Source organism: Lachnoclostridium sp. An169 (assembly GCF_002160525.1).
GTDB lineage: Bacteria > Bacillota > Clostridia > Lachnospirales > Lachnospiraceae > Mediterraneibacter > Mediterraneibacter cottocaccae.
The window spans coordinates 1-24,547 of sequence record NZ_NFKT01000025.1 but is presented as its reverse complement, the minus strand read 5'-3'; the positions used below and the strand labels follow the sequence as shown (position 1 = coordinate 24,547).

Sequence of the window (24,547 nt, the reverse complement as noted above, 5' to 3'; positions counted from 1 at the left end):
TTTTCTCCTGTTTTTATGCGTTATGCCGTCTCAAGATATCCTTCTGCCATCAGCCATCTGGCTTCGTCCCGGAGGGTTTCCTCATACGGTCTGGTATGATATCCCAGCTCCCGCTCCGCCTTGGAGTAATCAAACTTATTATTTCTCGCCAGATTATATACGGCGAAATTCGTCATCATCGGTTTTTCTCCCGTCTTTTCCGCTTTTTTCTCCATCTGTTCCGCAAGTTTATATGCCATGCTGATCGGGACATAGAAATACGGCGTCTTACACCCGCTTGCCTCATGGAGCATCCTGCACATCTCCTTTAAGGTCACTTCTTTATTCCCCAGGATGTAGCACTCTCCGATCCTGCCCCTGTCTGCCGCGCCCACGCATCCGTGCGCCAGATCGCGCACATCGCAGAGATTAAAAGAACCGCCCATTCCCACAGGCATCTTTCCGTTCATGATCTTGATGACCGTGCCTGTCGTCTCACTGACTGCGTAGTCTTTTGGTCCCAGGATCCCGCTCGGATGCACCACGCAGGCTTTCAGACCTCTCTCTTTACATGCATCCAACACTGCCTGGGTCGCCAGAGCTTTGGACTGGCTGTAACATCCCACCTGACGTTTCTCATCGATAGGGGTGAAATGGTCTGTCTCACGGATCACCGTGCCTTTTGGCTGCTCCGGGATTGCGCCTGTGGAACTGACGTAGACCATCTTCTTACATTCCGGATGCTTCAGGCACATATCGATCATATTTTTCGTTCCGCCCACATTGACGTCCATCAGCTTCTGGCTGAACTCTGCATTCGTCGTCACCATGCTCGCACAGTGGATGACTACAGACTCCTCTCCTTCGGAGATCGTAAAAAACCGTTCCAGTGAATCCACGTCGCAGAGGTCACCCTCAACAATGTCCACTTCCTCCGGAACGTATTTTACGGATTTATCACCAGGGAGTACAAGAGCCCTCACATGATCTCCCCGCTCCAGAAGTTCATCACATACATGGCTTCCAAGAAAACCTGCTGCCCCTGTTACCAAATAAACTGTTTTACCCATTGAAAAAGACCTCTCTTTCTTAAACATATTATTATGTTCATCTGACAGGTCTTATCTTAACGGGTTTCTGTTATTCTTTTGTTTTCAAATCGCTTCTGTTTTATTAATTATAGAGCTGTTTGTAATACATCTCTTTTCATCACCAACACGGTCAGTCATATTTTTCGATATTCACAGTAGCGATCGCGGACTGATTCGGCTCTCCGGAGACAAGATCCTGAGGCGCCGGCACCAGCATCATGAATCCCTCTTTTCCGTACCGTTTCTGATATCCTCTTGCATACTCTTCCTCAACAGAGATGTGCTGCACCTGCCCGATAACCATGGCGGTGACCCCTGCCCCGCTGAGATCCTGCACCTCTTTTAACGTGCACTCCATACTGATAAATGCCTCCTGTATCATCGGCGCATGAATGGTGCCGGCATTGGAAAGGGTAAAATTTCCTGATGCAAATTCATCATCTTCGTACTCATTATGGCGAATCGTCTCCACAAGGTTTTCGTAATGGCTGATCGGCAGAAAATTAATGCAGAAACATTTCTCTCTCAGGATATTTGCATAAGTATGCGTGTGCTGGTACAGATTTCCCATAACAGCAAAAAACGCCGTTTTATCTCCGTGGAAACAGCTCCAGGAATGAAAACATATATTCGGCTGTCCGTTTTCTTTCCATGTAGTGACGGCAAATAAAACCGTCGGTATCCCTGCCGTCACCTCAAAATGTGAGAACAGGTCAAACTCTTCCGGATATAACGGTTTAAAATACTCGGGAAATTCTTTTCCTATCTCAATCTTCATACAGGTACCTCCTGCGCTTCTTTCCATTTATCTAAGAACTTATAAAGTCTTTTTCCGATAAGCCTGTTTCACAAAGACCCGTTTCACTTCGGCACATTCCTCATCATAGCGCTTAAAGCTGGCGCATCCAACCGGAATATTTCCATCATAAGCAACAATCACATCATAAGCTGAATATCCTGTGAAAAGATATCCATTATTTTATTGAGCGCTTACGATACTTCTTAAATAGTATTCTTAGTTTGCCTTATAACGAGTCCAAAAAATCCTTTATCTTTTCAAGCGCATCGGAAGTTTTTATCCCGATCCAGTTTGCCCTTCCTGCCCTCTCTATATTTCTTCTGTAGAGGCGGTCAGAAAATGTCCGGTTCACTCGGTTCATCACAGCTTTCATGTTCGTTTCACGCATGCCAGGGTCTTTAAAGATATAAGTGTCCATGCATTGACGGAGTTTTGTGTTATCCAGGTAGTCAGAAAGGTAGCAAAGATCAAAAATATCTTTGTATCTTGTGGATAATGGACCAAATCTAAGTAGAGACCTTAATTTCTCTGTGAAAATCTGCTCTTTCGAATTTATCAAAAGGCTTGCTCCTACATCATCCAGGCACACATCAAAGCAGTATTCATCCTGTTCAATTTGAACCTGTTTATGTACCCCAAGGTCGATCTTACTTAAAAATGAATGACCTGTATCATCAGACAGTGTCACATATACCCGTTTTCCCCTGTATTCCTGTTGGGATAATTCTTCAATATCTCCTGTAATTGTGATCGTGATTCCTTCCAGACAGTTCAGTTTCTCAACGAAATCCCTGATGGCTGTTTCAGAAAGTGAGTACCTGAGAAAATCCAGATCCATATCCTGAGTGGCACGTCTGACATCACCTGTTATGCTCCGCATCACCACGCCGCCTTTCACCGTCACATTTCGGCTAAGACTGCTTTGTGATATTGCCTTCAACACAATGTCCTGACATACCTTCGCTTCAGCATTTACTTCTGAATGGCCTTCGTTTTTTACCTGCGTAGCCAGTTCCTCCAAATTTGCCATCACATAACCTCCATCTGTAGTGTCTCCATTATCTTACTGCTCTTGGGTGCATCCATAGCATAATCCTGAATTTCCTGGATATTTAGCTTTGGTAGGATCTTCCTGTAATTAAGAAGGACTTCTTTATAAAAATCAAAAGGCAGCTTTGACTTATATCGGAGCAGTTCTATCAGCATCCGTTCTTTATTGTACACTCTTATGGGATATCCTTTGTATATCGTTGTCTCAATACCCTGATCCACAAAATGAGAAGGAATGAAGTATTGTTTCACTCTTCTGTCCCTGATCTTTGCAGCATTCCGGTCTGTTGCCAGATCATATCTTTCCGGGATAACATCGGTCAGACCATGAAAATAAAAAGCGCTGTGCATGGTCAGGACAGCCTGCGGGTATTTATATGCCAGCACTGCCACTTCCGGCACGCTCTTTTCATCCGAGTAAAGCGCCTTTCCAACACGAAACAGTTCGCCTGATTTAACTTTTTGCTGAATCAGATAATCAGAACCGTATTCTTTTAAACACTCAGCCCGACTTTTCATACTGGCATCTCCTTTCATTTCGAATTCCATCCGCCTTTTTTATTATTTTGCGGACATTTTTAAAATTATAACTGATAGCAGCATGAAAGTCAAGCCAGTTATTTTAATTTTCATCCGCAATTTTAAGATTTTTACGGATGTTTTTCCAAAACGCATCAAAGTCGTGTTGAGATGCGAACTGTATGCGGTGTTGGCAGTTCTTTTGGGAACCACGTTGGAGCTAGTCGGTTATTCCCTATTGCACTGTCCATATCCATCATCTAAAACCTTTGATGCCGGAATACTGTCATCCACATTATAGCCAAACAGGATCTCATCATTACTTATCGTGATTCCAAAAATTTAGATGCCAGTTTGTATACCTGCTTTACTTCTTTTGATGATAAATCCCACGAATCAAGTTCGCTAAAAATCATTTCCGGATATTTCTTGCTTATATCTCTCAGCGCATTTCCTGCCGACTTGCGCACATACTCGCTCTCATCATCTTTACAGGCGGATAATAACTTTATTGCGATCTGAGGATTATCCCTGAAAAAAGGACGGCTTGTCCATATTCGCAATCCTTCCGTCACAGCCCGTCTCACATTAGCCTGCCCGCTGCCCAGCCATTCTTCAATCACCGGCAATGCTGTTTCATAACCAATGATTTTACAATAATTATCAAATGCCATTGCCAGGATTTCCTGTACCTTCCAACTGTCATGCTGACTTACTGTTTCTTTCATAAAAGACAGAGCAGCATTATTTTCACAAGCCGCATATCCCAGTAGAAAAACTCCTACTTCCTGTATTTGAAAATTGTTCGACTGATATAATTCCAGTCCCATAGAAAAACATTCAGCAGGCGAGTGCTCTTTGTAATAATTTTCCGCTTCTTTTTTTACAATTCTTAAACTATCTTTTTCCGGAATTGTCTCTTCTAAATATGCTTTAAAATTTCCCATAAAATGTCTCCCTAAATCTCTTATCTACAATAACAATTATTATTGAAAAAACGATCATTGCAGTATTCGCCCCAACCGTTTCCGACCATGTCACAGGTCCAAACAGAGAGGACGCGGCGTTGAACATCGTATGAAAAAGCACATACGCAGACACGCGCCCTTTCCCCGCTATTCTACAGACTGCCCCTCTGAAAAAGCTTAACGACATCACCTGGACATTAAACATCCAGAAATCGATCATGCCTTCACAGTGATTGGTGCCGGGAATGAAAAAGAGGGGAATATGCCAGAAAATCCAAATGACTCCGACTGCAGCAGATGCAAGGATAAAGCCGTACTTTTTATCCAGCCTGGGCTGCAGTACATATGTCCAGCCCGCTTCCTCCAGACCGCCGATAATGAAATTTCCCGGCAGGGAAAGGAGGAACATGTAAAAAGGAAGCTGCATTTCCTCACGTCCCGCTGCTATCATGCGTATTCCAAAATACAGAACGATTCCTCCAACAATAAGCAAATAGACAGTAAGCTTATTTTTTATGAAAATAATCGGTTTCACCCATTCCCGAAAACCCGAAATCTTCTCATTCTTCTTCAGAACAATATAGGAAGCAATCGCAGGTGATAGAATATAGACAGCAAAGGGGATATTCATTGCAAAATGCTGCAGTGAATACACCATTCCGTAAAATCTATATCCGAATTGTCCCAGAATAATCAGCACACCTGATACACCATAGGCAATACAAAAGGTCAAAGCAGTAAACTGCAATACAATTTTCTTTTCGGATGATACCTCTGCTCTGTTCACGGGTGTTCTTCTCCTTTTATCCGGTCTCGTTGAGCTGCTTTCTGCATCTTCCTTTATCATACTCCCCCGGCCCACACCAGGCAACAGAAAAAATATTACAGTTTTATTCCGATAATTTTTACTTTAATTAGAGGAATCAGTACTTTAAATAAACGGCATACTTTTTGTGCCCAGAAGCAGTTTGTTCCCCACACTGCTGCCCAGATAAAGATCCAGCCGTAATAGACCATAAACGGTATGCTGTTTTGCATCTGGGATGCCACGATAATATTCATCATAGTGGACGTAAGGTAGACGGCAGTATAAATCAGCCGGAATATTTTTCGGGTCAGTTTCAAGGTCTGCATTCGCTGTTCCGGACAGCGTCGGTACAGAACCGACTGGGAAAGGAGAACCAGGGCATATCCAAGCGCTCCGGCGCAGACTACATACTGGATCGCCCCCTGAGCGCCGCGGTAATATAACATAATAAAGCTGTTCAGACCAAGAACGCCGAGGTTAAACCACTCTCAGACATTCTGTGCCGGTGAAGTTTTGTTTTTCTTCCCAGCACCCCCTGCAATACCGGTTCGCAGGCAGTAGATCATTGCAGCAGCGGCCATTCCCAGAAGCAGTGCGACTAAAAGCCCGGTAAGACCGCTCAGCAGGAGCGGCATCCCTCCAACCGACACAACAGGCAGTGTATCCACCAGGAACCAGGGAATCGTCACTGCCAGTCCTTTTGAAAAATTATAGATGAGGTAACAGGCCAGTGCGAAGGAAGCTGTTGCTGCAATCCCACATGCACCGGACAGACCGCCAAGCAGAACAGCAGCCATTGCCTTTGCCAGTCCGAGACTTCCTTCCGCCAGGAAACACGCAAATCCATCCCACATTTGGGCATTTTCAGAGTTGGTGTGCACTGATTTTCCACAGTGTGGGCAGTAAATCGAACCGCTGCGAATCTCTTTTCCACAGAATGGACAAAACATTTTATTCTCCCTCCTTCTTAACACGGATAATGGGTATTTTCTCAAAAAATAAAATCGGTCTGGCTGCTTCGTCCCGATGGATGTCCATAGCCCGGGTCACAGCGCTCCAAAGCAGGAAAAGCATCCCGAACAGGAAGAGGATAAACAGCAGCGAATATACGCCGCCGAACACCGCTCCCAACAGTCTGCCTGCCAGAAATTCATTGACAGCAGACAAAAGACGAATTCCTGTGCAGGCTGCTACAGACAGTATTAGCAGCCAGAGTCCCTGATTGGCGTGGTACCTGGCATCCTTCTCCCCGGGGCAGACGATCAGAGGCAGCCAAAACAGCGTCCCGGTATATGCCAGCTCACAGCACAGCTTGTTTTTGGGTTCCGCCGGAGCAGATTTCGGTAGCGAACAATGCGGGATCTGCCAGGTCTGTGCAGTTGTTTTTCTCCCGCATTTGCTGCAGTACACATCCCCATCTTCCAAAGCTGTTCCACAGAAAGTGCAGTATCTCATGCCGCATGCCTCCTTTTATTCCAGACATACCCGCCAACTGTGATTCCAACACCTGCCAGGATAATTCCAATAATTTTCTTCATCATTCATACCTCCTGCGAAATGAAATTTTGAATTCAGAATATTCTTGTTTTCTGAATCTGTGCTTAGAATAGTCCTCATTTATTTTGCAATCATCAACAGATTGTTAATGCTCGATTAAGAAGAAAAAGCCTGCCCGGAATCTTCCAGACAGGCTTTCGCCAAAAGTTCATTCAGAAATTATTACACTGCATTTATTGTATCGCAAATCCTACGGTAAATATTGACCCTTTCCCGGGTATGCTTTCCACAGAAATATCCCCTTCCAGCAATTCTACAATCCGCCTGACAAGAGCCAGCCCCAGACCGTTGCCCTGGGTAGCATGAGAAGTGTCTCCCTGATAAAATTTGTCAAAGATGTGCCGAAGGGTTTCTTCATCCATTCCACATCCGTTGTCGGTCACTGATACAACAGCAGAATTTTCCTTCTGCTCCAGTTTGACTTTAATACAGCCATGCTCCGGAGTGAACTTCACTGCATTGGACAGTAAATTGTTCCATACCATATCAAGCAGACCTTCATCGCTGTTCAGAACCAGATTCTGATCCATATCTGCTTCCAGTTCAATGTCTTTTTCCTCCAGCAGAGTATCGTAGTTCAGGATGCAGCGGCTCAGCGCTTCGCTGAGATTGAAGGGCTGGTATGCAGGCTTGATTTTCTGATTTTCCAACCGGTTCACCTGCAAAATATTAGTGATCAGTATTGACAGCCGCCCGGCAGCCTGACCAATGCGCTGAGAATACTCCTTTCGCTCCGTCTCGGTCAGTTCTCCGCTTTGAAGAATGGTTGCATAGTTCTGAATCACTGCCAGAGGAGTCTTGAGTTCGTGTGACACATTGGAAACGAAGTCATTTTTCAACATTTCTGTGCTCGCCAGTTCCTCGACCATGGTGTTGAAGTCCTCAAACAACACCTCAAACTCGTCCTTTTTCCCGTCGCATCGCATAGAAGACAACCGGACGGAAAAATCCCCTGCTGCAACCCTCTGGGCAGCCACACACACGCGGCGGATTGGACGCATAAGAAAGTGACGCCTGAAAAAAGCGAAAAGGAAACATGTCACAAGACTGATTACCACAATATATGTCAGCATGGACAGTACGATATAAACTGTTTCACTTGCCTGAATCTGTAAAAAATACAGTCCGGCATAGCTTCCGCAAAACAGAAGCATGGACAGGAATATATAAAAATAGTTGCGAAAAGTCATGCTCCTTGCATTGATACGGGAATCACCCTTTGCATCCTTCATAGAATCACCGCCTTATACCCCAGTCCCCGTACAGTAACAATCTGAAAGCCGGTACACTTTGCCAGTTTGGAGCGCAGATTCGTAATATGCACATCCACTGTCCGCAGGCCGCTTTCTCTCTCTATACCGGAAAACTCATCCAGAAGCTGGCTGCGGGTAAAGGTCCGCTTTGGATAGGACAGCAGCTTGAACAGAATCTGGAACTCCCGCAAAGTCAGTATAACCGGCTCTCCGTCTACCTCTGCGCTCATTTCATCTTCATTCATCACCAGATTTCCCACGGTAAGTTTTTTCTCCGCAGCGATATTGGCACGGCGAATCAGCGCCTCGACATGGAGCACAAGTTCATTGAGATCAATGGGTTTTACAAGATAATCATCAATGCCCAGATGATATCCCCGCTCCTTGGATGTAAAATCGTCACGGGCGGTCATAAACAGAATAGGAATATTCTTGTCCTGCTGCCGCACTGCCTTCGCAAAATCGAAACCATCCATTCCGGGCATCATGATATCAGAGATAATCAGGTCCACAGGATGCGCATAGAGCTGATCAAATGCCTCCGCAGCATTTAATGCACTGACAGCATTGTATTTTCGGGTAATTAAGTGGCGGCATACTGTCTGATTCAGATCTCTGTCATCTTCCACAACAAGTATATTTATCATTGGGGACACCTCAATTCTATTGATTTTTGACTATTATACCCACTGACTGTTAATGGATTGTTAAGAACATTTTTTTCTTTTAATATTCACGTAACGGACACCTGCACCGATTCCCATCCCAATCAGCGATATAACTGCCCCGACTGGGATCATAATAAATTCCGGTACATTGATCTTATGAAATGTTACCATATTGGCCGCGCTGAACGTCCCGTACTCTGCGAGCATATACATCAGCCCGAACCCGGCAGCAGCAAACCATTTCTTATGTCCCCAGTAATTATTTCTTCCGATTATCAGCGATACGATAAATGTCGTTACGGGAAGCAGTATCCACAGATACAAAATGCTGTACCCCAACGCATCCGAGCCGCTGCCGAAAAACCAGAATGCGATGAGCGAGGCAGCCCAGATTCCCAGATATACAGCAATCAGGATTATGATGGACAACCTGGTTCTGCTTTTTACAGTGTTCGTGCTTTCTTCCAGATAATTCAGATAGTCTGACTTTGACATAGGCTTTTCCTCCTTCAGCAGATGGTCAAGGCTGATGTCATATAAGTCGCTCATTTTTACAACACTCACGATGTCCGGATATGTCTTTCCGTTCTCCCAGTTGGAAATGGTCTGGCGGCTGACACTTAGGAATTCCGCCACCTGTTCCTGGGTGAGACCGGCATTTATCCTTGCGTTTTTGATCTTGCCTCCTATATCCACCAGTCTTTCCCTCCCTCTTTTTTCTTTGTCTGTATCTTAAATAAAAGAAAAACCAATGTCTATCAAACCGCTTTTACATGCGGGATTTTCCCCGTCAAAATGCTTTTACATCCCTATTTTTCGGCTTCTCTCCCTGAGTTTGATCTGCTTCTATCATAGCCTGCGGAAATATATCCGTCAATGTCTGAATTACTTTCTCCCGCTGCTGCCTGCCGCCTTCATCTAATTTCTCCCGTCATCTCCCGGTAAAAGTTCTCCCGCTCAATCCGGTATCCCACCGACCGCACGCTCTTGATCACATCCTCCATATGAAGGAGCTTCCTGATATTCTTGATATGCGTATCGATATTGCGCCCGCTCTCCCGCTTCCGCTCCGGAAGAAGATAATTCAGCTCCTTCCGGGTCATGGCCTTTCCGGGATGATTCAGCAGAAAGAGAAGAATTTCAAACTCAAACGGTCCCATCTTCACCTCTTCCCCAGCCAGTATGATCCTGTGCTGGCTCCGGTCTACAAGAAGCTGACCGAAACACAGCCGCCGTTCTTCCAGTTCCCGGTTTTTCACATACTGACTGACCGTGTTCTGGAAATCTTCAAATGAATACGGATCAGAGAGCAGGATAATGGGATAGTCCAGATTTTTCAACTGCTGAAGCGTATCCCGATATTTTTCCATGCCTCTCTGATCCACAAATACCATAACTGTCCTGTACCGGATTTTCTTTTTTTCCGTATGCAGCTTTAATTCATATGAAAGAAAGCCTTCCAGGAAAGCATACTGTTCCACCTTCTCCTTCAACGTTTTTTCAATTACTGCATTTATAACTGCCAGTACTTCCATCGGCTCTGTCCTCCCTGTGTCAGAATCATGGGTATACTTTAGCCGATGAAGCTAAACTGAATTTAAACTAAGGCACTCCTGAATGTGAAAAACAGGTGAATTTATTCTATTTGCTTTTTATCCCGAAAATTTCTTCCACACTCCTCAATTTTCAATCACTGATCCAGCACTATCGTATTCACTGCCTCTTTAAGTGACACCACATCCTCTCTGCTCACATAATTTTTCTCTTCTCCGTTCAGTACAGAGATACAGTATGTTCCGTTATACTGGTAGAAATCAAGTTCCACCGTATCATATTCCTCCGTATTTCTGTGGAAGGTCAGGGCCATTTCCAGAGTATTATCCCCGGCTTCCGGATCTCCAAGCCCTGCTTCCTCCAGCTCTTCATCATCCGCCCGTGTCACGGTCAGCAGATCATCCAGAACATCGCCGAATTCGATTTTTTCATCATTTAATGTATATGTGTCATCTTCATCCTCGCCGCCATGAGTGATCTCGACCGTATAAACATTTCCATCGATCTCAACATCAATACTGTCCACAGTCTCCCAGTCGAGGAGAATGATCTCATCCGGTTTCAGCTCGTCATAGGAAGCATTAACCGCAGCGTCATACACATCCTGACTGATGCCGCATACCACCGCAGAGTCCTTCACTCTTCCGTAAAAACTGCCGTCAGCAGACGCCACCTCGTAGATAAACTGCTGCGCCGTTCCTTCCTCATCCTCATAGGAAACCGTAACCACTGCATCCGGGTCGTCCAGTCCATAGGTGGCAAGCTCCGAATCTTCCGCATAATAATCCACACATTCCTCCCAGGAGAAGCCGGACAGAGTGGAGAAAAGCGTTTCCGTATTTTCATTGTCCAGATTCTGGTATTCTTCTCCGTTTTTCAGATAATAGGTATAAGCATCACTGTAGCCGTACCCGCTGTTCTCCTGATAAACAATATCCGCCGGATCTTCTTTGTCAATGGCAACCTCTGTGACTGTTTCCATCTCCGGGATCTCGTCCGTCTGGACAAGATCGTACAGCGAGTAGGAAATCTCATCGATCAGAGACGAATCCGTCAGATAGACATAGCCGTCGCCTGTGGAGATATAGACCTCACCGTCTGTAAAACTCTCATTTCCAATGGAGATCTCCACCGTCTCATCCGCCGTTCCCACCGACAGGGAATATGCCGGGTCATCCAGTCCGTAGACACTTAACGCCTGAGGCTCTTCCACCATTTTGTCTGATGTAATATCGGAAAGATTTTCCGCGATCTCCCCGAGCAGTTCCTGGTTCACGGGCATATTTTCGTCTTCTGTATATTTCCACTGGTCATCTTCACAGGTAAATGACACCGCTTCCTCATAGTTCCAGGAAAGGGAAGTGATCTCCGAGCTCTCCACATCCACGATTGCCGTCTCGGTGCCTACCATCTTCTCCTCGAAATTAATATTGGAAATGACTGCCGCCGCACCGATGCAGATCACCAGTATTCCCAGAAGCACCATCAATCTTCTCTGCCGTTTCATCTGCGTTTCCTCCTTACTACTACCACAATGCCGACGATCAGATAAGCCGCCGGGATCAGCACCATTGTCAGAACCTGGATGTAGGTTGCATCACTTGTGCTGATCGTCAGATATTCATAGGAAAGGCTCTTGGAACGCACGGAAATGCTGTTGTCCTTCTCGCTCATCATCTCCAGTGCATTTAATACAAAATCTTCATTTGCATCTGAAGAATATGAGTTATACACATCGCTCAGCATCTCGGACGAAGCAATCCACACAAGCTGCATCTGTCTGTCGTCATCCAGATCCTTTGTGACCAGCGCTGCAAGCGTCAGCGGACCTTCCGTATCTCCGGCTTCTTTTTCATAGGTCGTAATCCCATAGCCTTCCTCTTTGATAAATGAATCTTCCGAGGATTCCAGAAGTGAGGTCACATCAACATCATCTGCCGCACCGGAAACGTCCAGAGCCTTGGCAACCGGGACAATCACATGGTAGTTATCCTCGATCAGCGGGTTCGTGATATCGCTGGAATTCATTTCCGGCATCAGAAGAACCGGGCTTCCGAAAACATAGTTTTCCATATTTTCCTCGATTACAACACCTTCCTTAACCGAGATTCCGTAATACTCCATCACACTGTTCAGATTGGTCAGTTCATCCCCCTCGGCTGTTCCGCTGATGATCAGAACCCTTCCTCCATTGTCCAGAAACGCGGTCAGCATATCCCGCTCCGTCTCTGAAATGTCCGTGGATGGTGCGTTAATCAGAATACACTCCACCTCCTCGGGAACGGATTCATAGCTTAAAAGCGACAGGGTCTCCGTCTCAATGTTGTCCCGCTCCAGCGCCTCCTCAAAAGATGAGGTCATCGCCGCCTCGCCGTGTCCCTCCAGGATGTGAATCACCGGAAGCTCCTCTGTTGTACAGTAGGAAATCGCCGATGTGATCAGGCTCTCCCCGGCAAATTTACTGTCGTTTGTATAACTGGAATAATAGGAATAGCCGCTCGTCTCATAGACGTCCTCATAGCTGATGTAGCGGTAACGGTCTCCGCACTCCACGATCAGGGAGTTGTTGTAGATTGTTTCTGACGTATAGGAATTTGTAAAATCCGGATTCAGATCCGGGTCAACCTGCTCCACCGTCACATGGCTGCTGTAATCCTCGTAATTGTGCAGAAGCCGTTCCAGATATTCATCCTCATTTCCGGTTGTGACGATCCAGTAGATCGTAATGTCATCCTCCAGCGTTCCGAGAAGCACCTTTGACTGACTGGAGAGTGAATAGAGCTGATTCGCCGTCAGATCCTTCTGCGTATAACTGTCCGGGAAAAAACTTAAGGCGAAATTCACCGTGACAAGAATTGCCAGTACAATGACCGTCACAAAAAAGCTGTAGCTGCCCGCTCTGGTGGAACGGGTGGCAAACTGTTCTTTTAATTTCTGTAAAGAATCTTTTATCGAAACCTTCATCAGTTATATCTCCTTTTCTCAAGTGACTGGACGGTTAAAAACAGGAAAAAAGCAATCACGCTGATAAAATAAACTACATGAGTGTAGTCAAAGATTCCGTCCACAAATTCGTAGAACCGTTCATAGACCGATATATTTTCCAGAATCTTCGGGAACAGCCCCACAAACCAGTCGCTGTTATAGATATAAGTCCCCGCCGTGGCGATCACCGCCACAATGGCAACCCCCTGGGAAAGAACAGAATTGCGCGTCATATGCTGAATCAGCAGTGCGATAATCACTTCAATCACAATAAGCGCTATCAGGGAACCGTAGGCAGAAGATGTGGCATATTCCGCCAGTGTCACCATATAGTAGTTGAGCAGCATTGCCGCAAAACAGATTCCCGCGGCCATGGGCTGGGACTCCGTGACAGAGGAGATGAAAATTCCCATCGCCATCAGCGCCGCCGCTGTCATCACATAGCCGAACATGGCGCCAAACGCTGTCGGCAGATACAGGTTTCCGTAGTTTGCCAGAATCAGGGGATAAAACACCACAAAACACATGGGGATAATCGATGTGACAAACACCGCCAGAAATTTCCCCATCACGATCTGCGTGGTGGAAATCGGAAGAGAATACAGAAGCTGATCTGTTTTCTGCTTTTTCTCCTCCGCGATGATCCGCATGGTCAGGATCGGAATCGTGATGATAAACGCAAAAGAAGCCCCTGCCAGGGCAAACTCAAAATTGGCATAAGCGGCGCTCAGATTGTAATACATCATGTAGACCGCCACAAAAAACAGGGAAAACGCGCCGTACACATACCCTGTCAGGCCGGAAAACAATAATCGGATCTCATGTCGAAAAACCGCTGTCATTGTACTTTCTCCTCCTCGTTTTCTTGATTTTCCGGAGTCTCTTCCGGACTTGTCAGTTCGATAAAGATTTCTTCCAGATTTGCCTTCACCACATCCATTTTCAGCACCGCCCTGTCCACTGCGGCGAACCTGCGGGAAAGCACCTTTCTCACTGCGAATTCATTCTCCGGGGCAGTATCGATCAGGATCTTTAAAAGCCCCTGCTCCCCTTCCGAGAATTCCAGCTTCTCAATACCTTCAACGGATGAGAGCACCGCCTTGCTCTCCTCTTCATCCGCATCCGTCAGGACTTCGATGGATGTCCGCGGCTGCATCATTTTCTCCAGATTCTCCGCCGTGTCATAGGCGATCAGTTTACCCTTCGAGATAATTAGAATCTCGTCGCACATGTTCTGGACCTCTGAGAGAATGTGGCTGCTCAGGATTACCGTGTGCTTTTCTCCCAGAGATTTGATCAGGTCGCGGATCTCAACTACCTGAATGGGGTCCAGCCCCACAGTAGGCTCGTCGAGGATAATCACTTTCGGATTCCCCAACAGAGTCTGGGCGATCCCCACTCTCTGCTTATATCCTTTTGACAGGTTCTTGATCAGCCGGTCCGCCACGGCGGTGAGCTGTGTCTCCTCCATGATCCGGTCGATCTCCTCTCTGATCTTCTCCCGGGGGATCTTTTTTGCCTCAGCCACAAAACGCAGGTATTCTCTGGGCGTCTCCTCAAAATACAGAGGCGGCTGTTCCGGCAGATAGCCGATACATTTTTTCGCTTCTATGGGATTCTCAAATATGTCATAACCACCGATGGTAATGGTGCCCTCAGTCGCGGAGAGACACCCGGTCATGATATTCATGGTCGTTGACTTTCCCGCTCCGTTGGGTCCCAGGAAACCACAGACCGTACCGTCCCTGACGGTAAAAGAAATGTCATCCACCGCCTTGTGATCTCCATAGAATTTCGTCAGATGTTTCACTTCGATCATTTTACAACCCTCTCTTATCTACTTACTTCGACTCCGTCGATTGTTCTATTCTAAGAGGGGTCTGTGATTGAACATTGGCTGCAGTGTGTTAATTTTATAAAATAAATATAAACAGAGCAGCTGATACCCCTGGCGCAGGTTCCTGTTTTTTCATTGCGTAAAACAAAAGAAAAAGCTATAATAATACTCATGTGTGACAGCAGAAAAAAGCGCTGTCAGAAAGACAGCACAGGAGGATAACCATGCCAGGTTTCGGTACATTAATTAACGTAATTGGAATTATCGCCGGCGGAGCTGCCGGTTTCTTTTTTGGAAAATTTCTCACAGAAAGGATACAGGACACGGTAAATAAAGCATGCGGAATCAGCGTTCTTTTCATCGGAACCGCCGGAGCAATGGAGTGCATGCTCTCTGTCGACGGGGCGGCTTTGAGCAGCGGACATTCCATGCTCATTGTACTCTCCCTTGTGGTGGGTGCCCTGATCGGTGAGATCATCAATATTGAAGGTCTGTTTGAGCGCTTTGGGGAATGGCTGAAGATCAGATCCGGCAATGCAAAAGACAGCCGTTTTCTCGATGCTTTCGTCACCTCTTCCCTGACTGTATGCATCGGAGCCATGGCAATCGTGGGCGCCATCCAGGACGGTCTGTACGGCGATTATTCGATCCTTGCCACCAAAATGGTGCTTGACCTGATCATCATCATGGTGATGACCTGCTCTATGGGCATCGGCTGCATCTTCTCCGCAATCCCTGTGGCTGTATTTGAGGGCGTACTCACCCTTCTTGCAGGCTTTTTGAAGCCCATTATGACGGACGCCGCTCTCTTCAACCTCTCACTGGTGGGCTCCATCCTCATTTTCTGCGTGGGAGTCAATCTGCTCTGGGAAAAGAAGATCCGGGTGGCAAATTTTCTCCCGGCAGTGGTGATCGCGGTGATATTTGCCTTTTTGCCGGTAGAACTGTGAGACGCCGGTAGAGCTGTGATGCGAATGGGATTATTTCTTTTCCGGCTCCGGAATGAATTCCAGTTTTAATCTCATTCCCATCCCCTTTGCCAGACGTTTAATCATATTCAGACTCGGGTTGCGCGTTCCATTTTCAATCCGGCTGATATCTGCCTGGGTGATTCCTGTCCTCTCAGATAACTCTTTCTGAGTCAGGTTCTGCTCTTTTCTCGCTTTGATCATCGCATGGATGATATCGAATTCCGGCTGAAGGTTTTCGTATTCTGCTTTTACTTCCGGATTATTTAACAGTTGTTCTCTTACATCTTCATATTTAGTCATGATTTGTTCTCCTTTCATAATCATCACGATATTTTTTTGCAAGTTTAATTTCTGATTTCGGTGTTTTCTGTGACTTCTTTATAAAACCATTCGTCAGTATAATTCTGTTTCCAAAATAGCAAGAATTCCCGATAATTTCGCCCGCATCTTTATATCCAGACTCAGGAGAAAATCTTTTGCCGGTTTTTCGCCATTGTCTTTTGTGTAAAATTCAATCTTAAACTGATCCATTGTCCTTCCCCTTTGTCCTTTTCTTTTATTATATGTCGTATCCAACATATTTGTCAATATCATCTCTGACATATGTTTCTGCAGAATTATCCCCACCAGGCAAAGCTCCGGAACTCTTCCGTCCGTAATCAGAATATCTATGATCAAAAAAATTCCGGAAGCTTCATCGACTTCCGGAATTCTATTTCCTCACAAATGTTCAAAAACGGTGTTAAATGATAAGCATCGCATCCCCGAAACTAAAGAACCGGTACCTCTCCCGCACCGCTTCCTCATACGCTGCCAGCACATGTTCTCTGCCTGCCAGCGCCGATACAAGCATGATCAGGGTGGACTCCGGCAGATGGAAATTGGTGATCAGGGCGTCCAGTATCTTGAACTGATAGCCCGGATAGATGAAGATCTCCGTCCATCCGCTGCATGGTTTCAGCCTGCCGTTCTCATCCGCCGCCGACTCGATAGTCCGGCAGCTCGTGGTTCCCACGCAGATCACTTTTCCCCCGCTTTCTTTGGCGCGGTTGATCTTTTCCGCAGCCTCTTCATCGATCATGTAAAATTCCGAGTGCATGTGGTGGTTTTCCACATCATCCACCTTTACCGGACGGAACGTCCCCAGTCCCACATGGAGAGTCACGTGGGCGATATCAATTCCTTTTTCTTCAATCGCCTTTAAAAGTTCCGGCGTAAAGTGAAGTCCCGCTGTAGGCGCCGCCGCAGAACCGGGGTGCGCCGCATAGACAGTATTGTAGCGGTCCTTGTCCTTGAGCTGGTGGGTAATATAGGGTGGAAGGGGCATCTGACCAAGCTGATCGAGAATCTCCTCGAAGATTCCCTCATATTCAAAGTGGATCAGACGGTTTCCCTCGTCCACCACATCCACAACTTCGCCGACAAGAAGCCCGTCGCCGAAGCTGATACGTGTTCCCGGCTTTGCCTTCCGTCCCGGTTTCACCAGCGTCTCCCAGACGTCATCCGCCCCTCTTTTGAGGAGGAGCACTTCGATCTTCGCCCCGGTTCCCTCTTTTGCACCGATCAGCCGGGCGGGGATTACCTTTGTGTCATTGATAACCAGGCAGTCCCCCGGGTTCAGGTAATTGATGACCTCACGGAATACATGATGTTCTGTTTTTCCCGTCTCTTTGTCCAGTACAAGGAGCCGGGAGGATGACCGGTCCTCCAGAGGATCCTGAGCGATCAGTTCCTCCGGAAGATCATAATAAAAATCACTTGTCTTCATATCTTTCGCTTACTGTGTCCGAAGCTCCGCTCCCATCTTCTTTCCGAGTTTCTTCATTACCTGGTTTGCCGCACTCTCGATCTCCTGGGAAGTCAGCGTCTTTTCATCTGATCCGATTGTCAGCCTGATCGTCACGGACTTTTTCCCCTGTGGGATCTGTTTTCCTCTGTACTCATCCACGAAGGATGCTTCCTTCAGAAGCGCGCTTGCCTTCTTCTGCCCCATGACTGCGTCATAGATATCGTTCCATTCCACATTGGAATCAAACAGCATGGAAATATCGTAATCTGTCTCCGGATACTCGGCAAGGTGGGTAAATTTGTTTGTTCTGGACTTCAGCGGCTGCAGTTTCGCAGCATCCAGTTCGAACAGCATCACAGAAAGATTCTTGATGCCGCAGTCCATGGAGACCTTCTTTGCCACAAGTCCCATGTCGCCGATCCTCTTGTCGCCGAGATAAATATTCAGCCAGACAACATTGTCCGCCCATACCGGTTTTTCTTCTTTTCTGAACTCAAACGCCTCCATATGCGTGTAGCGCGGCATGTACTCAAGAACACCCTTTACCTCTCTGAAAAGTGTATTGATATCTTTTACATCACTTGCAAATGCCGCTCCGATATGTCTCCGCTGCTCCGGAAGAGACTCTGTCGGATCATATACGGATGTATAGTTTCTGTCAAAGAATACCTGAGCCTCTTCAAAGATAGCAAAATCATTGAAATAGCGTTCATTTTTTGCAACTGCCTCACAGAGATTCGGAAGCAGGGAGGAACGGATGCAGGACAGGTCCGGTGCAGGCGGGGTCGAAAGTCTTAAGATCCCGTCCGTGCTCTGCAGAACTGCGTTCACAAACACATCATTCATCCACGGGTAGGTATATACCTCCTGCATCCCGCAGCGGATCGCAAGGTATTCCTTGATATTTCTGATCAGGCTCTTGTCTTTCTGGTTGATGGCTCCTGTAAATGTAGTGGTAAACTCCGTCGCATCAAAATTATCATATCCGTACATCCTGGCAACTTCTTCCATCACATCGTCCTTGATGGAAATATCCCCTGTAGAACGCCATGTAGGCGCAGTCACATGCATGTTGTCGCCGTCGATCTGTACATCAAATCCCAGTTTCTCCAGTTTTCCCCGGATCACATCATTTGTCAGATGTTTCCCCAGTCTCTTTTCCAGCCAGGACAGGCTGACGTCGATCTGCGCTCTATTAAGTTTCTTCACATAGTTATCGCAGAATCCCGTCACTTTCAGCTCCGGATAAAGCTCTTTGAAATACTGCATGGAAAGGGCAACCGCCTGCTCGCACCTCTCCGGGTCGATTGCTTTCTCATACCGGGCAGAAGCCTCAGTACGGTTGTCGTAGCGGAGCGCAGTCCTCCTGATGCCCGCAGCGTCAAAGTTTGCCACTTCAAGGATCACTCGCTCGGTTTTGGGAAGGATAGAATCTTTCGCACCGCCCATAACGCCTGCAAGCCCTACAGGGCCTTCTCCATCAGCGATCACCAGGTCATCCGTACACAGATCCAGTACCTTGTCATTGAGCAGCATCAGCTTTTCATCTTCTTTAGCGTGTCTCACTACAATGTGATCCACAATATTATCCGCATCATAGGCATGAGACGGACTTCCGGTGGCCAGCATCACATAGTTGGTGATATCCACCAGCGCATTGATCGGACGCATTCCTGCCTTCCAAAGCCGGTTCTGCATCTTGTAAGGCGACGGCTTTACATATACGCCGGACATCTCCACTCCCATAAATCTGGTACATCTGTCCGGATCCTCAATCTCAACCCGAAAATCAGACTGAACGTCAGTCTCGAAAGGTCTGATCTCTGCCAGCTGCAGATCATAAAGAGCCGCGATCTCACGGGCGATCCCATAGTGGCCCCACAGGTCCGGTCTGTTTGTCATTGATTTATTGTCGATCTCAAGGATCACATCGTTCATATCCAGCGCGTCTGCCAGAGAAGTACCTGCCGGTACGTCAAAAGCAGAAAGATCCAGGATCTCCGCCTCCTGCTTTGCAGGGAACAGGTCTCCCAGTCCGATCTCATCGGACGCACAGATCATGCCGTATGACTCAACCCCGCGGAGCTTGGAATTTTTGATCACGACAGGTTCCCCTTCCCCGTGCCAGCGCACGACAGCGCCCGGGCAGGATACAGCGACGCGCATTCCTTCTTCCAGGTTGCTGCCGCCGCAGACGATATCCCTGATCTCTCCACCGCCGATATCGACTTTGCACACTCTCAGCCGGTCTGCGTTCGGATGGGCCTCGATCTTCTCGATGACGCCTACGATCATGTTGTCAAAACGGCGGGCAAGGTATTCCACATCTTCCACCTCTACGGTAGACATGGTCAGATCATATGCCAGTTTTTTCAGATCCATATCTTCCGGGATATTTACAAAATCCTTTATCCATGATAATGATAACTTCATTTTCTCTCTCCTTATTTAAACTGTTTCAGGAATCTTAAGTCAGCGCTGTGGAACAGTCTGACGTCATCTACACCGTAACGCATCATAACAAGACGGTCCAGGCCGATATTTACATAGAATCCGGTATATACATCCGGATCCAGGCCTGCTGCCCTCAGTACATTGGGATGAGGCGAACCGCCCGGCATAACCTCGATCCATCCTACATGTTTGCATACGCTGCACCCTTTTCCTCCACATACCTGGCACTGCATGTCGATCTCAAATCCAGGTTCCACAAAGGGGAAGAAACCGGAGCGCATCCTCACCGGAACATGTCTTCCGAACACTTTGCTCAGGATGCTCTGGATCATAACCTTTCCGGATGTAAATGTGATGTCCTTGTCCACGATCAGCGCTTCATACTGGAAGAACGCTCTCTCATGGTGGGCGTCTGTCGTCTCATTTCTGTATACACGTCCGGGATAAACGAAACGGTAAGGAGGCTTATGAGTCTGCATATAACGGACGCTTCCGCCTGTCAGATGAGGACGCAGGCAGAGCTTCTCGTTCGTGCTGCCGCTGTCATGTCCCTCCAGCCAGTATGTGTCCATGCTCTCGCGGGCCGGATGATTCGGCGGGAAATTCAGCTTGTCGAAGGCGTACAGCTCGCTTGTGATCTCATCCTCCTCAAAGATTTCAAATCCCATGGAACGGAAGGTATCGTTCAGGTCGTAGCACATCTGTGTGATCGGATGAAGTCCTCCGCCGGACGGCATAATTCCCGGAACCGAACAGTCAAAATCCGGAGATACCTCCGACGCCTTCAGCTTCAGCTCCGTTCTCTTGGCATCGATCAGCTCTGTAACCTGATTCTTTGCCTGGTTCAGCAGTTTCCCCATTTCCGGACGAAGAGCAGCATCCAGTTTCGGAAGCTCCTTCATCAAAAGTGTCAGAGAGCCCTGTTTTCCAACATACGCGCTTTTCACGCTCTGCAGCCCGCTCTCACTGGCCGCCTCAGCAATCTTTGTTTTTGCTTCTGATAAAACACTGTTGATTTTATCTTTCATTGCGATTCTCCTTTCTGATCGTTTGGGAGACGAAAAAAACACCGTCCCCTGTCATTCATGCAAGGGACGATGTTAATCGCGGTACCACCCTATTTCAGAGTATCTTCTCTTTATACTCTGCACTCATTTTGTGTAATATCCTGCTACACGAACATCCGGCTTAACGCAGATTACATATGCTTTTCGCCGGAAGGCTCCCATACTGAAACTTCCAGAAGGTTCGCGAGGAATGCTTTCAGCCGGTGGCACTCCGTCTCTGGACCACTACATCTCCTGTACTCACGTATGTTCACAGCCTAAAATCGAAAATATTATTACATAGATTTCTCATTTTGTCAATGAAGATCTGCGATCGATATAGATATATGCATCCTCAAGAGTAGGCTGTGCCGGCGCGCACTGGATCTCCGGTCTTTCCCGGCTGATCAGCCGGATTTCCATTCCGTTTTCCGAAAACTGTTTCGACGAGACATGATACTTTCTCTCCAGTTCTCTTGCCTGTCTCTCATCCGCCATATGGCAGGTCCACACATGTCCGGCCGTCTCTCGTAACAGCTCTTTCATACTGCCGGAGTAGAGGAACTTTCCCTTCTTCATCACTGCAAGCTGGCTGCAGACCGCCGTCAGGTCCTCCACCACATGGGTGGAAAAAAGGACGGTTCGGTTCTCGGAGAAATCCACCAACAGATTGCGGATGCGGATTCTCTCCTCCGGGTCCAGGCCTGTAGTGGGCTCGTCAACGATCAGGAACTCCGGCTCGCTTAACAGCGCCTGGATCAGCCCTGCCCGCCGTTTCATTCCGCCGGAGAGCTGGCGCATCTTTTTTCTGCGGTGCTGCGTCAGGTTGGTTTTCTCCAGGTAATAGCGGATCCGCTCCCTGCATTTGTCTTTCGGTATCCCGGAGAGCGCTCCCATATATTCCAGGCACTCCTGCAGCGTCAGATTCGGATACAGGTCAATCTCCTGGGGAAGATACCCGATCTTCTTCTGGATCTTCGGGTAATTTCCTTCACAGTAAATGATTCCGTCCAGGCTTACTGCGCCGCCCGCCGGACGCAGCACGGTAGTCAGCACGCGCATCAGCGTGGTTTTTCCCGCGCCGTTTTCTCCCAGAAGCCCATAGATGCCGCCGGGGATCTCCAGATCTGCGTGGTCAATGGCGGTCACGTTATTTTTAAATGTCACAGTCAGATCTTTGATTTTTATACTCATAATTTTTAACCTCTTTTCCTCATGATCTGCGGCGCCAGAAGCGCCATGATTACACAGAGTCCTGCACACAGGGCTTTCCCCCACAGCCAGCTCAGATCCCCGCCGTTTTCGATGTCCCGGAATGTATAGGAGAAAAGATTCCAGTCTCCCAGGACTGCCTTTCCAAACGTGGAATTCGTCACTAGCCACAGGACAAGTCCGCAGCCGATCCCTGCCCACTGGCTGCGGAGCAGGCAGGACAGCACAGCGGAGAACATTCCCCAGAACCATAAAGTCACGAACATGGCCAGAAGGAATCCCAGAAACATGCTCCACTCATTTTCCGTACTCTCGCCTGCCGTGTAGAGGGAGAGCGGTCTCTGGATGAGGATGAACATTCCGTAGCCCGCCGCGGAAAGCAGAAACAGCATTCCCTCCTGGATTCCCATCCGCAGCGCCATGGAGGCAAGTTTGTTCTTCATGGGATACAGTCGCCACACCTCCGAGCGCCTGCCTGTGATCTCCTGCACATAAGTGTCCGCGCAGAATACCAGGGCAAGCAGTGCCATCGGAGCCTCCATGGATATGCCGATCTCATAAGTGAGGATCACGCCCCGGATCATACTTAAGATCACAGTAAAGCACAGGGAATATGCGATCTTATATAAGGGCAGGCTGATCTTCATTTCCAGCCTGACATTGTTCAGTCCCAGCCCGGCGTTCTTCCGTTCCGATCCGACGGTCTTACGTTCCGATTTCCCGGTTCTCATATCTTCCGCCTCCTCCAGAGCTGCATACAGATCAGGATCACACCGATGGAGGCAATGATCAGGAAACACTGGTTAAACAAAGCCATCGGCGGAGGTGCCGTATCAAAAAACATCCCCGGAAACCGCACTATAATCGCCAGAGGTCTCCCATAGTATCCGAACACTCCGTCCGCATTCCTGCTGCCCATATTGGAATACAGGATGTAGAGCACGAGCATGGGCACCGCGGGCAGAGGATTCCTAAAGAGCAGCGAGATCAGCGCATACACGCACACGATCATCAGCATGTTCGGCAGGAGATATATGCATGTCGCCCCGATAAAATCCATTAGCCGCACCTCGAACCCGGCGTCCGCCGTATAGATCCGGCATGCAGTGTAGAACACAAGATTCATAATAACAAGAACCAGCAGACACACCAGAAATCCTCCCGCCGTCTTTCCAAGTACATACTGCCCGGCACTGACAGGTTTCGTGTGCAGAAGCTCATAGGTATTCTTCCGCATATCCTGCATAAAGAGGAACGCCAGCAGCACCGTTGCCAGAAACGCCATGAACAGACCGGTAAAATCTGCAAATTTCCGGGAGAAATAATAGGAAAAAGGATGTTCCCCAAGCCTGCTCTCAATATAGGCATTGATCTCCTCTTTCGTCCCTTTCCGATAGGCAGAATTCTCCCAGGCATTAATGGCGCCGTAGTATCCGTACTCATCCCGCAGATACCGGCAGGCTGCTTCCACTGTCATATCACTCAAACTTTCGATGACTGTTTCCGCCTCCTGACTGCTCATCCCGAACTCTGCGGTCAGTGTCTCGCGGATTTCCTCCTCCCAGCCCGCTCTTCTCTCCGCCTCACTGGCCGGGATATACCCTTCGTAGACATCCGCTTCCGGGACAACATCCGGGTAGTCATTTTCTATTTCTTTCTCCGAGGTAATGTAATGAATGTTCAGATAAGGCTCCAACTGCTGAAACACGCCGAAGATTACGATCACAATCCCCAGCCAGAACAGCGGCCTTTTCAGATAATTCCGGATCTCCCGTTTTATGATCGCTGTCATAGATGTCACTTCCTTTCCTTTGATGAGTACAGTGTAAAATGGAAATGACAACAAAAAGACAACGGCTGAAAAAAAGCGAAAAAATATCGCGCCATTTTCCTGACGCGAAATAGGGTAGAGGGAGAATAAAATCTCGCCCCTCCCATTGAACCGTACGTACGGGTCTCGTATACGGCTCTACAACTTATATTCCAACTTTTACTAAGTAATAGGAT

28 protein-coding genes and 1 pseudogene are annotated in these 24,547 nt (G+C 47.5%); 1 reads left to right on the top strand and 28 read right to left on the bottom strand.

Features of this window, described 5'->3' with window-relative positions:
* Positions 1 to 20 precede the first annotated feature (20 nt).
* The 19 genes and pseudogenes from B5F07_RS15780 to B5F07_RS15700 all read right to left on the bottom strand — a co-directional run bounded on the left by B5F07_RS15780 (position 21) and on the right by B5F07_RS15700 (position 15,050).
* Positions 21 to 1,049: an NAD-dependent epimerase/dehydratase family protein gene (locus B5F07_RS15780; protein WP_087162222.1), complete on the bottom strand. Its 1,029-nt coding sequence runs from the start codon at positions 1,047 to 1,049 to the stop codon at positions 21 to 23.
* Positions 1,050 to 1,200: 151 nt separating this feature from the next.
* Positions 1,201 to 1,848, bottom strand: coding sequence for a flavin reductase family protein (locus B5F07_RS15775; RefSeq protein WP_087162221.1), 648 nt, complete (start codon positions 1,846 to 1,848; stop codon positions 1,201 to 1,203).
* A gap of 39 nt (positions 1,849 to 1,887) precedes the next feature.
* Positions 1,888 to 2,010 carry a GNAT family N-acetyltransferase gene (locus tag B5F07_RS23715; protein WP_442911416.1) on the bottom strand — a complete coding sequence of 41 codons (123 nt, stop codon included), beginning with the start codon at positions 2,008 to 2,010 and terminating at the stop codon, positions 1,888 to 1,890.
* Positions 2,011 to 2,095: 85 nt separating this feature from the next.
* Entirely contained in the window at positions 2,096 to 2,899 is an 804-nt protein-coding gene (locus B5F07_RS15770; protein ID WP_087162220.1) for a nucleotidyl transferase AbiEii/AbiGii toxin family protein, read from the bottom strand.
* Complete coding sequence (locus tag B5F07_RS15765) at positions 2,899 to 3,438, bottom strand: type IV toxin-antitoxin system AbiEi family antitoxin domain-containing protein (RefSeq protein WP_087162219.1); 540 nt, start codon at positions 3,436 to 3,438, stop codon at positions 2,899 to 2,901. The genes B5F07_RS15770 and B5F07_RS15765 overlap by 1 nt, the downstream gene beginning before the upstream one ends.
* Before the next feature lie 237 nt (positions 3,439 to 3,675).
* Positions 3,676 to 3,756, bottom strand: a pseudogene (locus tag B5F07_RS23580) (transglutaminase); the annotation flags it as partial.
* Between the two features lie 5 nt (positions 3,757 to 3,761).
* Entirely contained in the window at positions 3,762 to 4,385 is a 624-nt protein-coding gene (locus B5F07_RS15760; protein ID WP_087162218.1) for a DNA alkylation repair protein, read from the bottom strand.
* Positions 4,372 to 5,193, bottom strand: coding sequence for a CPBP family intramembrane glutamic endopeptidase (locus tag B5F07_RS15755; protein WP_242972556.1), 822 nt, complete (start codon positions 5,191 to 5,193; stop codon positions 4,372 to 4,374). Before B5F07_RS15755 ends, B5F07_RS15760 begins: the two co-directional genes overlap by 14 nt.
* A gap of 95 nt (positions 5,194 to 5,288) precedes the next feature.
* Positions 5,289 to 5,660 carry a hypothetical protein gene (locus B5F07_RS15750; RefSeq protein WP_087162216.1) on the bottom strand — a complete coding sequence of 124 codons (372 nt, stop codon included), beginning with the start codon at positions 5,658 to 5,660 and terminating at the stop codon, positions 5,289 to 5,291.
* A gap of 42 nt (positions 5,661 to 5,702) precedes the next feature.
* The gene (locus B5F07_RS15745) at positions 5,703 to 6,164 is read right to left on the bottom strand and encodes a zinc ribbon domain-containing protein (RefSeq protein WP_087162215.1); all 462 of its coding nucleotides are present in this window, start codon (positions 6,162 to 6,164) and stop codon (positions 5,703 to 5,705) included.
* A 1-nt stretch (position 6,165) separates the two neighbouring features.
* The gene (locus B5F07_RS15740; protein ID WP_087162214.1) at positions 6,166 to 6,669 is read right to left on the bottom strand and encodes a zinc-ribbon domain-containing protein; all 504 of its coding nucleotides are present in this window, start codon (positions 6,667 to 6,669) and stop codon (positions 6,166 to 6,168) included.
* A 275-nt stretch (positions 6,670 to 6,944) separates the two neighbouring features.
* Positions 6,945 to 8,003: a HAMP domain-containing sensor histidine kinase gene (locus tag B5F07_RS15735; protein ID WP_242972555.1), complete on the bottom strand. Its 1,059-nt coding sequence runs from the start codon at positions 8,001 to 8,003 to the stop codon at positions 6,945 to 6,947.
* Positions 8,000 to 8,671 carry a response regulator transcription factor gene (locus B5F07_RS15730; RefSeq protein ID WP_087162213.1) on the bottom strand — a complete coding sequence of 224 codons (672 nt, stop codon included), beginning with the start codon at positions 8,669 to 8,671 and terminating at the stop codon, positions 8,000 to 8,002. The genes B5F07_RS15735 and B5F07_RS15730 overlap by 4 nt, the downstream gene beginning before the upstream one ends.
* Before the next feature lie 60 nt (positions 8,672 to 8,731).
* Positions 8,732 to 9,388 (bottom strand): helix-turn-helix domain-containing protein, encoded by a 657-nt coding sequence (locus tag B5F07_RS15725; protein WP_087162212.1) that lies wholly within the window; start codon positions 9,386 to 9,388, stop codon positions 8,732 to 8,734.
* 218 nt (positions 9,389 to 9,606) lie between these two features.
* On the bottom strand, positions 9,607 to 10,227 hold the full coding sequence (locus B5F07_RS15720) for a winged helix-turn-helix domain-containing protein (RefSeq protein WP_087162211.1): 621 nt from the start codon (positions 10,225 to 10,227) through the stop codon (positions 9,607 to 9,609).
* Between the two features lie 155 nt (positions 10,228 to 10,382).
* Complete coding sequence (locus B5F07_RS15715; protein ID WP_087162210.1) at positions 10,383 to 11,753, bottom strand: DUF4340 domain-containing protein; 1,371 nt, start codon at positions 11,751 to 11,753, stop codon at positions 10,383 to 10,385.
* On the bottom strand, positions 11,750 to 13,210 hold the full coding sequence (locus B5F07_RS15710; protein WP_087162209.1) for a GldG family protein: 1,461 nt from the start codon (positions 13,208 to 13,210) through the stop codon (positions 11,750 to 11,752). Before B5F07_RS15710 ends, B5F07_RS15715 begins: the two co-directional genes overlap by 4 nt.
* On the bottom strand, positions 13,210 to 14,073 hold the full coding sequence (locus tag B5F07_RS15705) for an ABC transporter permease (RefSeq protein ID WP_087162208.1): 864 nt from the start codon (positions 14,071 to 14,073) through the stop codon (positions 13,210 to 13,212). Before B5F07_RS15705 ends, B5F07_RS15710 begins: the two co-directional genes overlap by 1 nt.
* Positions 14,070 to 15,050, bottom strand: coding sequence for an ABC transporter ATP-binding protein (locus tag B5F07_RS15700; RefSeq protein ID WP_087162207.1), 981 nt, complete (start codon positions 15,048 to 15,050; stop codon positions 14,070 to 14,072). The genes B5F07_RS15705 and B5F07_RS15700 overlap by 4 nt, the downstream gene beginning before the upstream one ends.
* A 242-nt stretch (positions 15,051 to 15,292) precedes the next feature.
* Here B5F07_RS15700 and B5F07_RS15695 point away from each other — a divergent pair, with 242 nt between their 5' ends.
* Positions 15,293 to 16,018 carry a DUF554 domain-containing protein gene (locus B5F07_RS15695; protein WP_087162206.1) on the top strand — a complete coding sequence of 242 codons (726 nt, stop codon included), beginning with the start codon at positions 15,293 to 15,295 and terminating at the stop codon, positions 16,016 to 16,018.
* A gap of 30 nt (positions 16,019 to 16,048) precedes the next feature.
* Here the strand turns inward: B5F07_RS15695 and B5F07_RS15690 are convergent, their stop codons facing one another.
* The 9 genes from B5F07_RS15690 to B5F07_RS15655 form a co-directional block, all read right to left on the bottom strand.
* Positions 16,049 to 16,339 (bottom strand): helix-turn-helix domain-containing protein, encoded by a 291-nt coding sequence (locus B5F07_RS15690; RefSeq protein WP_087162205.1) that lies wholly within the window; start codon positions 16,337 to 16,339, stop codon positions 16,049 to 16,051.
* Positions 16,332 to 16,421 (bottom strand): hypothetical protein, encoded by a 90-nt coding sequence (locus B5F07_RS23420; RefSeq protein WP_330397853.1) that lies wholly within the window; start codon positions 16,419 to 16,421, stop codon positions 16,332 to 16,334. The genes B5F07_RS15690 and B5F07_RS23420 overlap by 8 nt, the downstream gene beginning before the upstream one ends.
* Positions 16,422 to 16,432: 11 nt before the next feature.
* The gene (locus B5F07_RS23415; protein WP_330397849.1) at positions 16,433 to 16,642 is read right to left on the bottom strand and encodes a hypothetical protein; all 210 of its coding nucleotides are present in this window, start codon (positions 16,640 to 16,642) and stop codon (positions 16,433 to 16,435) included.
* A gap of 139 nt (positions 16,643 to 16,781) precedes the next feature.
* Positions 16,782 to 17,807: a tRNA preQ1(34) S-adenosylmethionine ribosyltransferase-isomerase QueA gene (gene queA / locus B5F07_RS15680; RefSeq protein WP_087162204.1), complete on the bottom strand. Its 1,026-nt coding sequence runs from the start codon at positions 17,805 to 17,807 to the stop codon at positions 16,782 to 16,784.
* 9 nt (positions 17,808 to 17,816) lie between these two features.
* Positions 17,817 to 20,261, bottom strand: a complete 2,445-nt coding sequence (pheT, locus tag B5F07_RS15675; RefSeq protein WP_087162203.1) for a phenylalanine--tRNA ligase subunit beta — start codon at positions 20,259 to 20,261, stop codon at positions 17,817 to 17,819.
* Positions 20,262 to 20,272: 11 nt separating this feature from the next.
* Positions 20,273 to 21,310, bottom strand: coding sequence for a phenylalanine--tRNA ligase subunit alpha (pheS, locus tag B5F07_RS15670; protein ID WP_087162202.1), 1,038 nt, complete (start codon positions 21,308 to 21,310; stop codon positions 20,273 to 20,275).
* A gap of 327 nt (positions 21,311 to 21,637) precedes the next feature.
* On the bottom strand, positions 21,638 to 22,522 hold the full coding sequence (locus tag B5F07_RS15665; protein WP_087162201.1) for an ABC transporter ATP-binding protein: 885 nt from the start codon (positions 22,520 to 22,522) through the stop codon (positions 21,638 to 21,640).
* Between the two features lie 5 nt (positions 22,523 to 22,527).
* Positions 22,528 to 23,271 carry a hypothetical protein gene (locus B5F07_RS15660; RefSeq protein WP_242972554.1) on the bottom strand — a complete coding sequence of 248 codons (744 nt, stop codon included), beginning with the start codon at positions 23,269 to 23,271 and terminating at the stop codon, positions 22,528 to 22,530.
* On the bottom strand, positions 23,268 to 24,332 hold the full coding sequence (locus B5F07_RS15655; protein WP_087162200.1) for an ABC transporter permease: 1,065 nt from the start codon (positions 24,330 to 24,332) through the stop codon (positions 23,268 to 23,270). Before B5F07_RS15655 ends, B5F07_RS15660 begins: the two co-directional genes overlap by 4 nt.
* Between the last annotated feature and the right edge of the window lie 215 nt (positions 24,333 to 24,547).

Bases quoted from the DNA above. Each gene is read 5' to 3' on its own strand.
- queA (WP_087162204.1), bottom strand. From the start codon at position 17,807: ATGAAGACAAGTGATTTTTATTATGATCTTCCGGAGGAACTGATCGCT.
- B5F07_RS15665 (WP_087162201.1), bottom strand. From the start codon at position 22,522: ATGAGTATAAAAATCAAAGATCTGACTGTGACATTTAAAAATAACGTG.
- B5F07_RS15715 (WP_087162210.1), bottom strand. From the start codon at position 11,753: ATGAAACGGCAGAGAAGATTGATGGTGCTTCTGGGAATACTGGTGATC.
- B5F07_RS15705 (WP_087162208.1), bottom strand. From the start codon at position 14,073: ATGACAGCGGTTTTTCGACATGAGATCCGATTATTGTTTTCCGGCCTG.
- B5F07_RS15720 (WP_087162211.1), bottom strand. From the start codon at position 10,227: ATGGAAGTACTGGCAGTTATAAATGCAGTAATTGAAAAAACGTTGAAG.
- B5F07_RS15735 (WP_242972555.1), bottom strand. From the start codon at position 8,003: ATGAAGGATGCAAAGGGTGATTCCCGTATCAATGCAAGGAGCATGACT.
- B5F07_RS15760 (WP_087162218.1), bottom strand. From the start codon at position 4,385: ATGGGAAATTTTAAAGCATATTTAGAAGAGACAATTCCGGAAAAAGAT.
- B5F07_RS15730 (WP_087162213.1), bottom strand. From the start codon at position 8,671: ATGATAAATATACTTGTTGTGGAAGATGACAGAGATCTGAATCAGACA.
- B5F07_RS23415 (WP_330397849.1), bottom strand. From the start codon at position 16,642: ATGTCAGAGATGATATTGACAAATATGTTGGATACGACATATAATAAA.
- B5F07_RS15750 (WP_087162216.1), bottom strand. From the start codon at position 5,660: ATGTTATATTACCGCGGCGCTCAGGGGGCGATCCAGTATGTAGTCTGC.
- B5F07_RS15770 (WP_087162220.1), bottom strand. From the start codon at position 2,899: ATGGCAAATTTGGAGGAACTGGCTACGCAGGTAAAAAACGAAGGCCAT.
- B5F07_RS15660 (WP_242972554.1), bottom strand. From the start codon at position 23,271: ATGAGAACCGGGAAATCGGAACGTAAGACCGTCGGATCGGAACGGAAG.
- B5F07_RS15710 (WP_087162209.1), bottom strand. From the start codon at position 13,210: ATGAAGGTTTCGATAAAAGATTCTTTACAGAAATTAAAAGAACAGTTT.
- B5F07_RS15780 (WP_087162222.1), bottom strand. From the start codon at position 1,049: ATGGGTAAAACAGTTTATTTGGTAACAGGGGCAGCAGGTTTTCTTGGA.
- pheS (WP_087162202.1), bottom strand. From the start codon at position 21,310: ATGAAAGATAAAATCAACAGTGTTTTATCAGAAGCAAAAACAAAGATT.
- B5F07_RS15695 (WP_087162206.1), top strand. From the start codon at position 15,293: ATGCCAGGTTTCGGTACATTAATTAACGTAATTGGAATTATCGCCGGC.
- B5F07_RS15765 (WP_087162219.1), bottom strand. From the start codon at position 3,438: ATGAAAAGTCGGGCTGAGTGTTTAAAAGAATACGGTTCTGATTATCTG.
- B5F07_RS15775 (WP_087162221.1), bottom strand. From the start codon at position 1,848: ATGAAGATTGAGATAGGAAAAGAATTTCCCGAGTATTTTAAACCGTTA.
- B5F07_RS15740 (WP_087162214.1), bottom strand. From the start codon at position 6,669: ATGAGATACTGCACTTTCTGTGGAACAGCTTTGGAAGATGGGGATGTG.
- pheT (WP_087162203.1), bottom strand. From the start codon at position 20,261: ATGAAGTTATCATTATCATGGATAAAGGATTTTGTAAATATCCCGGAA.
- B5F07_RS15655 (WP_087162200.1), bottom strand. From the start codon at position 24,332: ATGACAGCGATCATAAAACGGGAGATCCGGAATTATCTGAAAAGGCCG.
- B5F07_RS15745 (WP_087162215.1), bottom strand. From the start codon at position 6,164: ATGTTTTGTCCATTCTGTGGAAAAGAGATTCGCAGCGGTTCGATTTAC.
- B5F07_RS15700 (WP_087162207.1), bottom strand. From the start codon at position 15,050: ATGATCGAAGTGAAACATCTGACGAAATTCTATGGAGATCACAAGGCG.
- B5F07_RS15690 (WP_087162205.1), bottom strand. From the start codon at position 16,339: ATGACTAAATATGAAGATGTAAGAGAACAACTGTTAAATAATCCGGAA.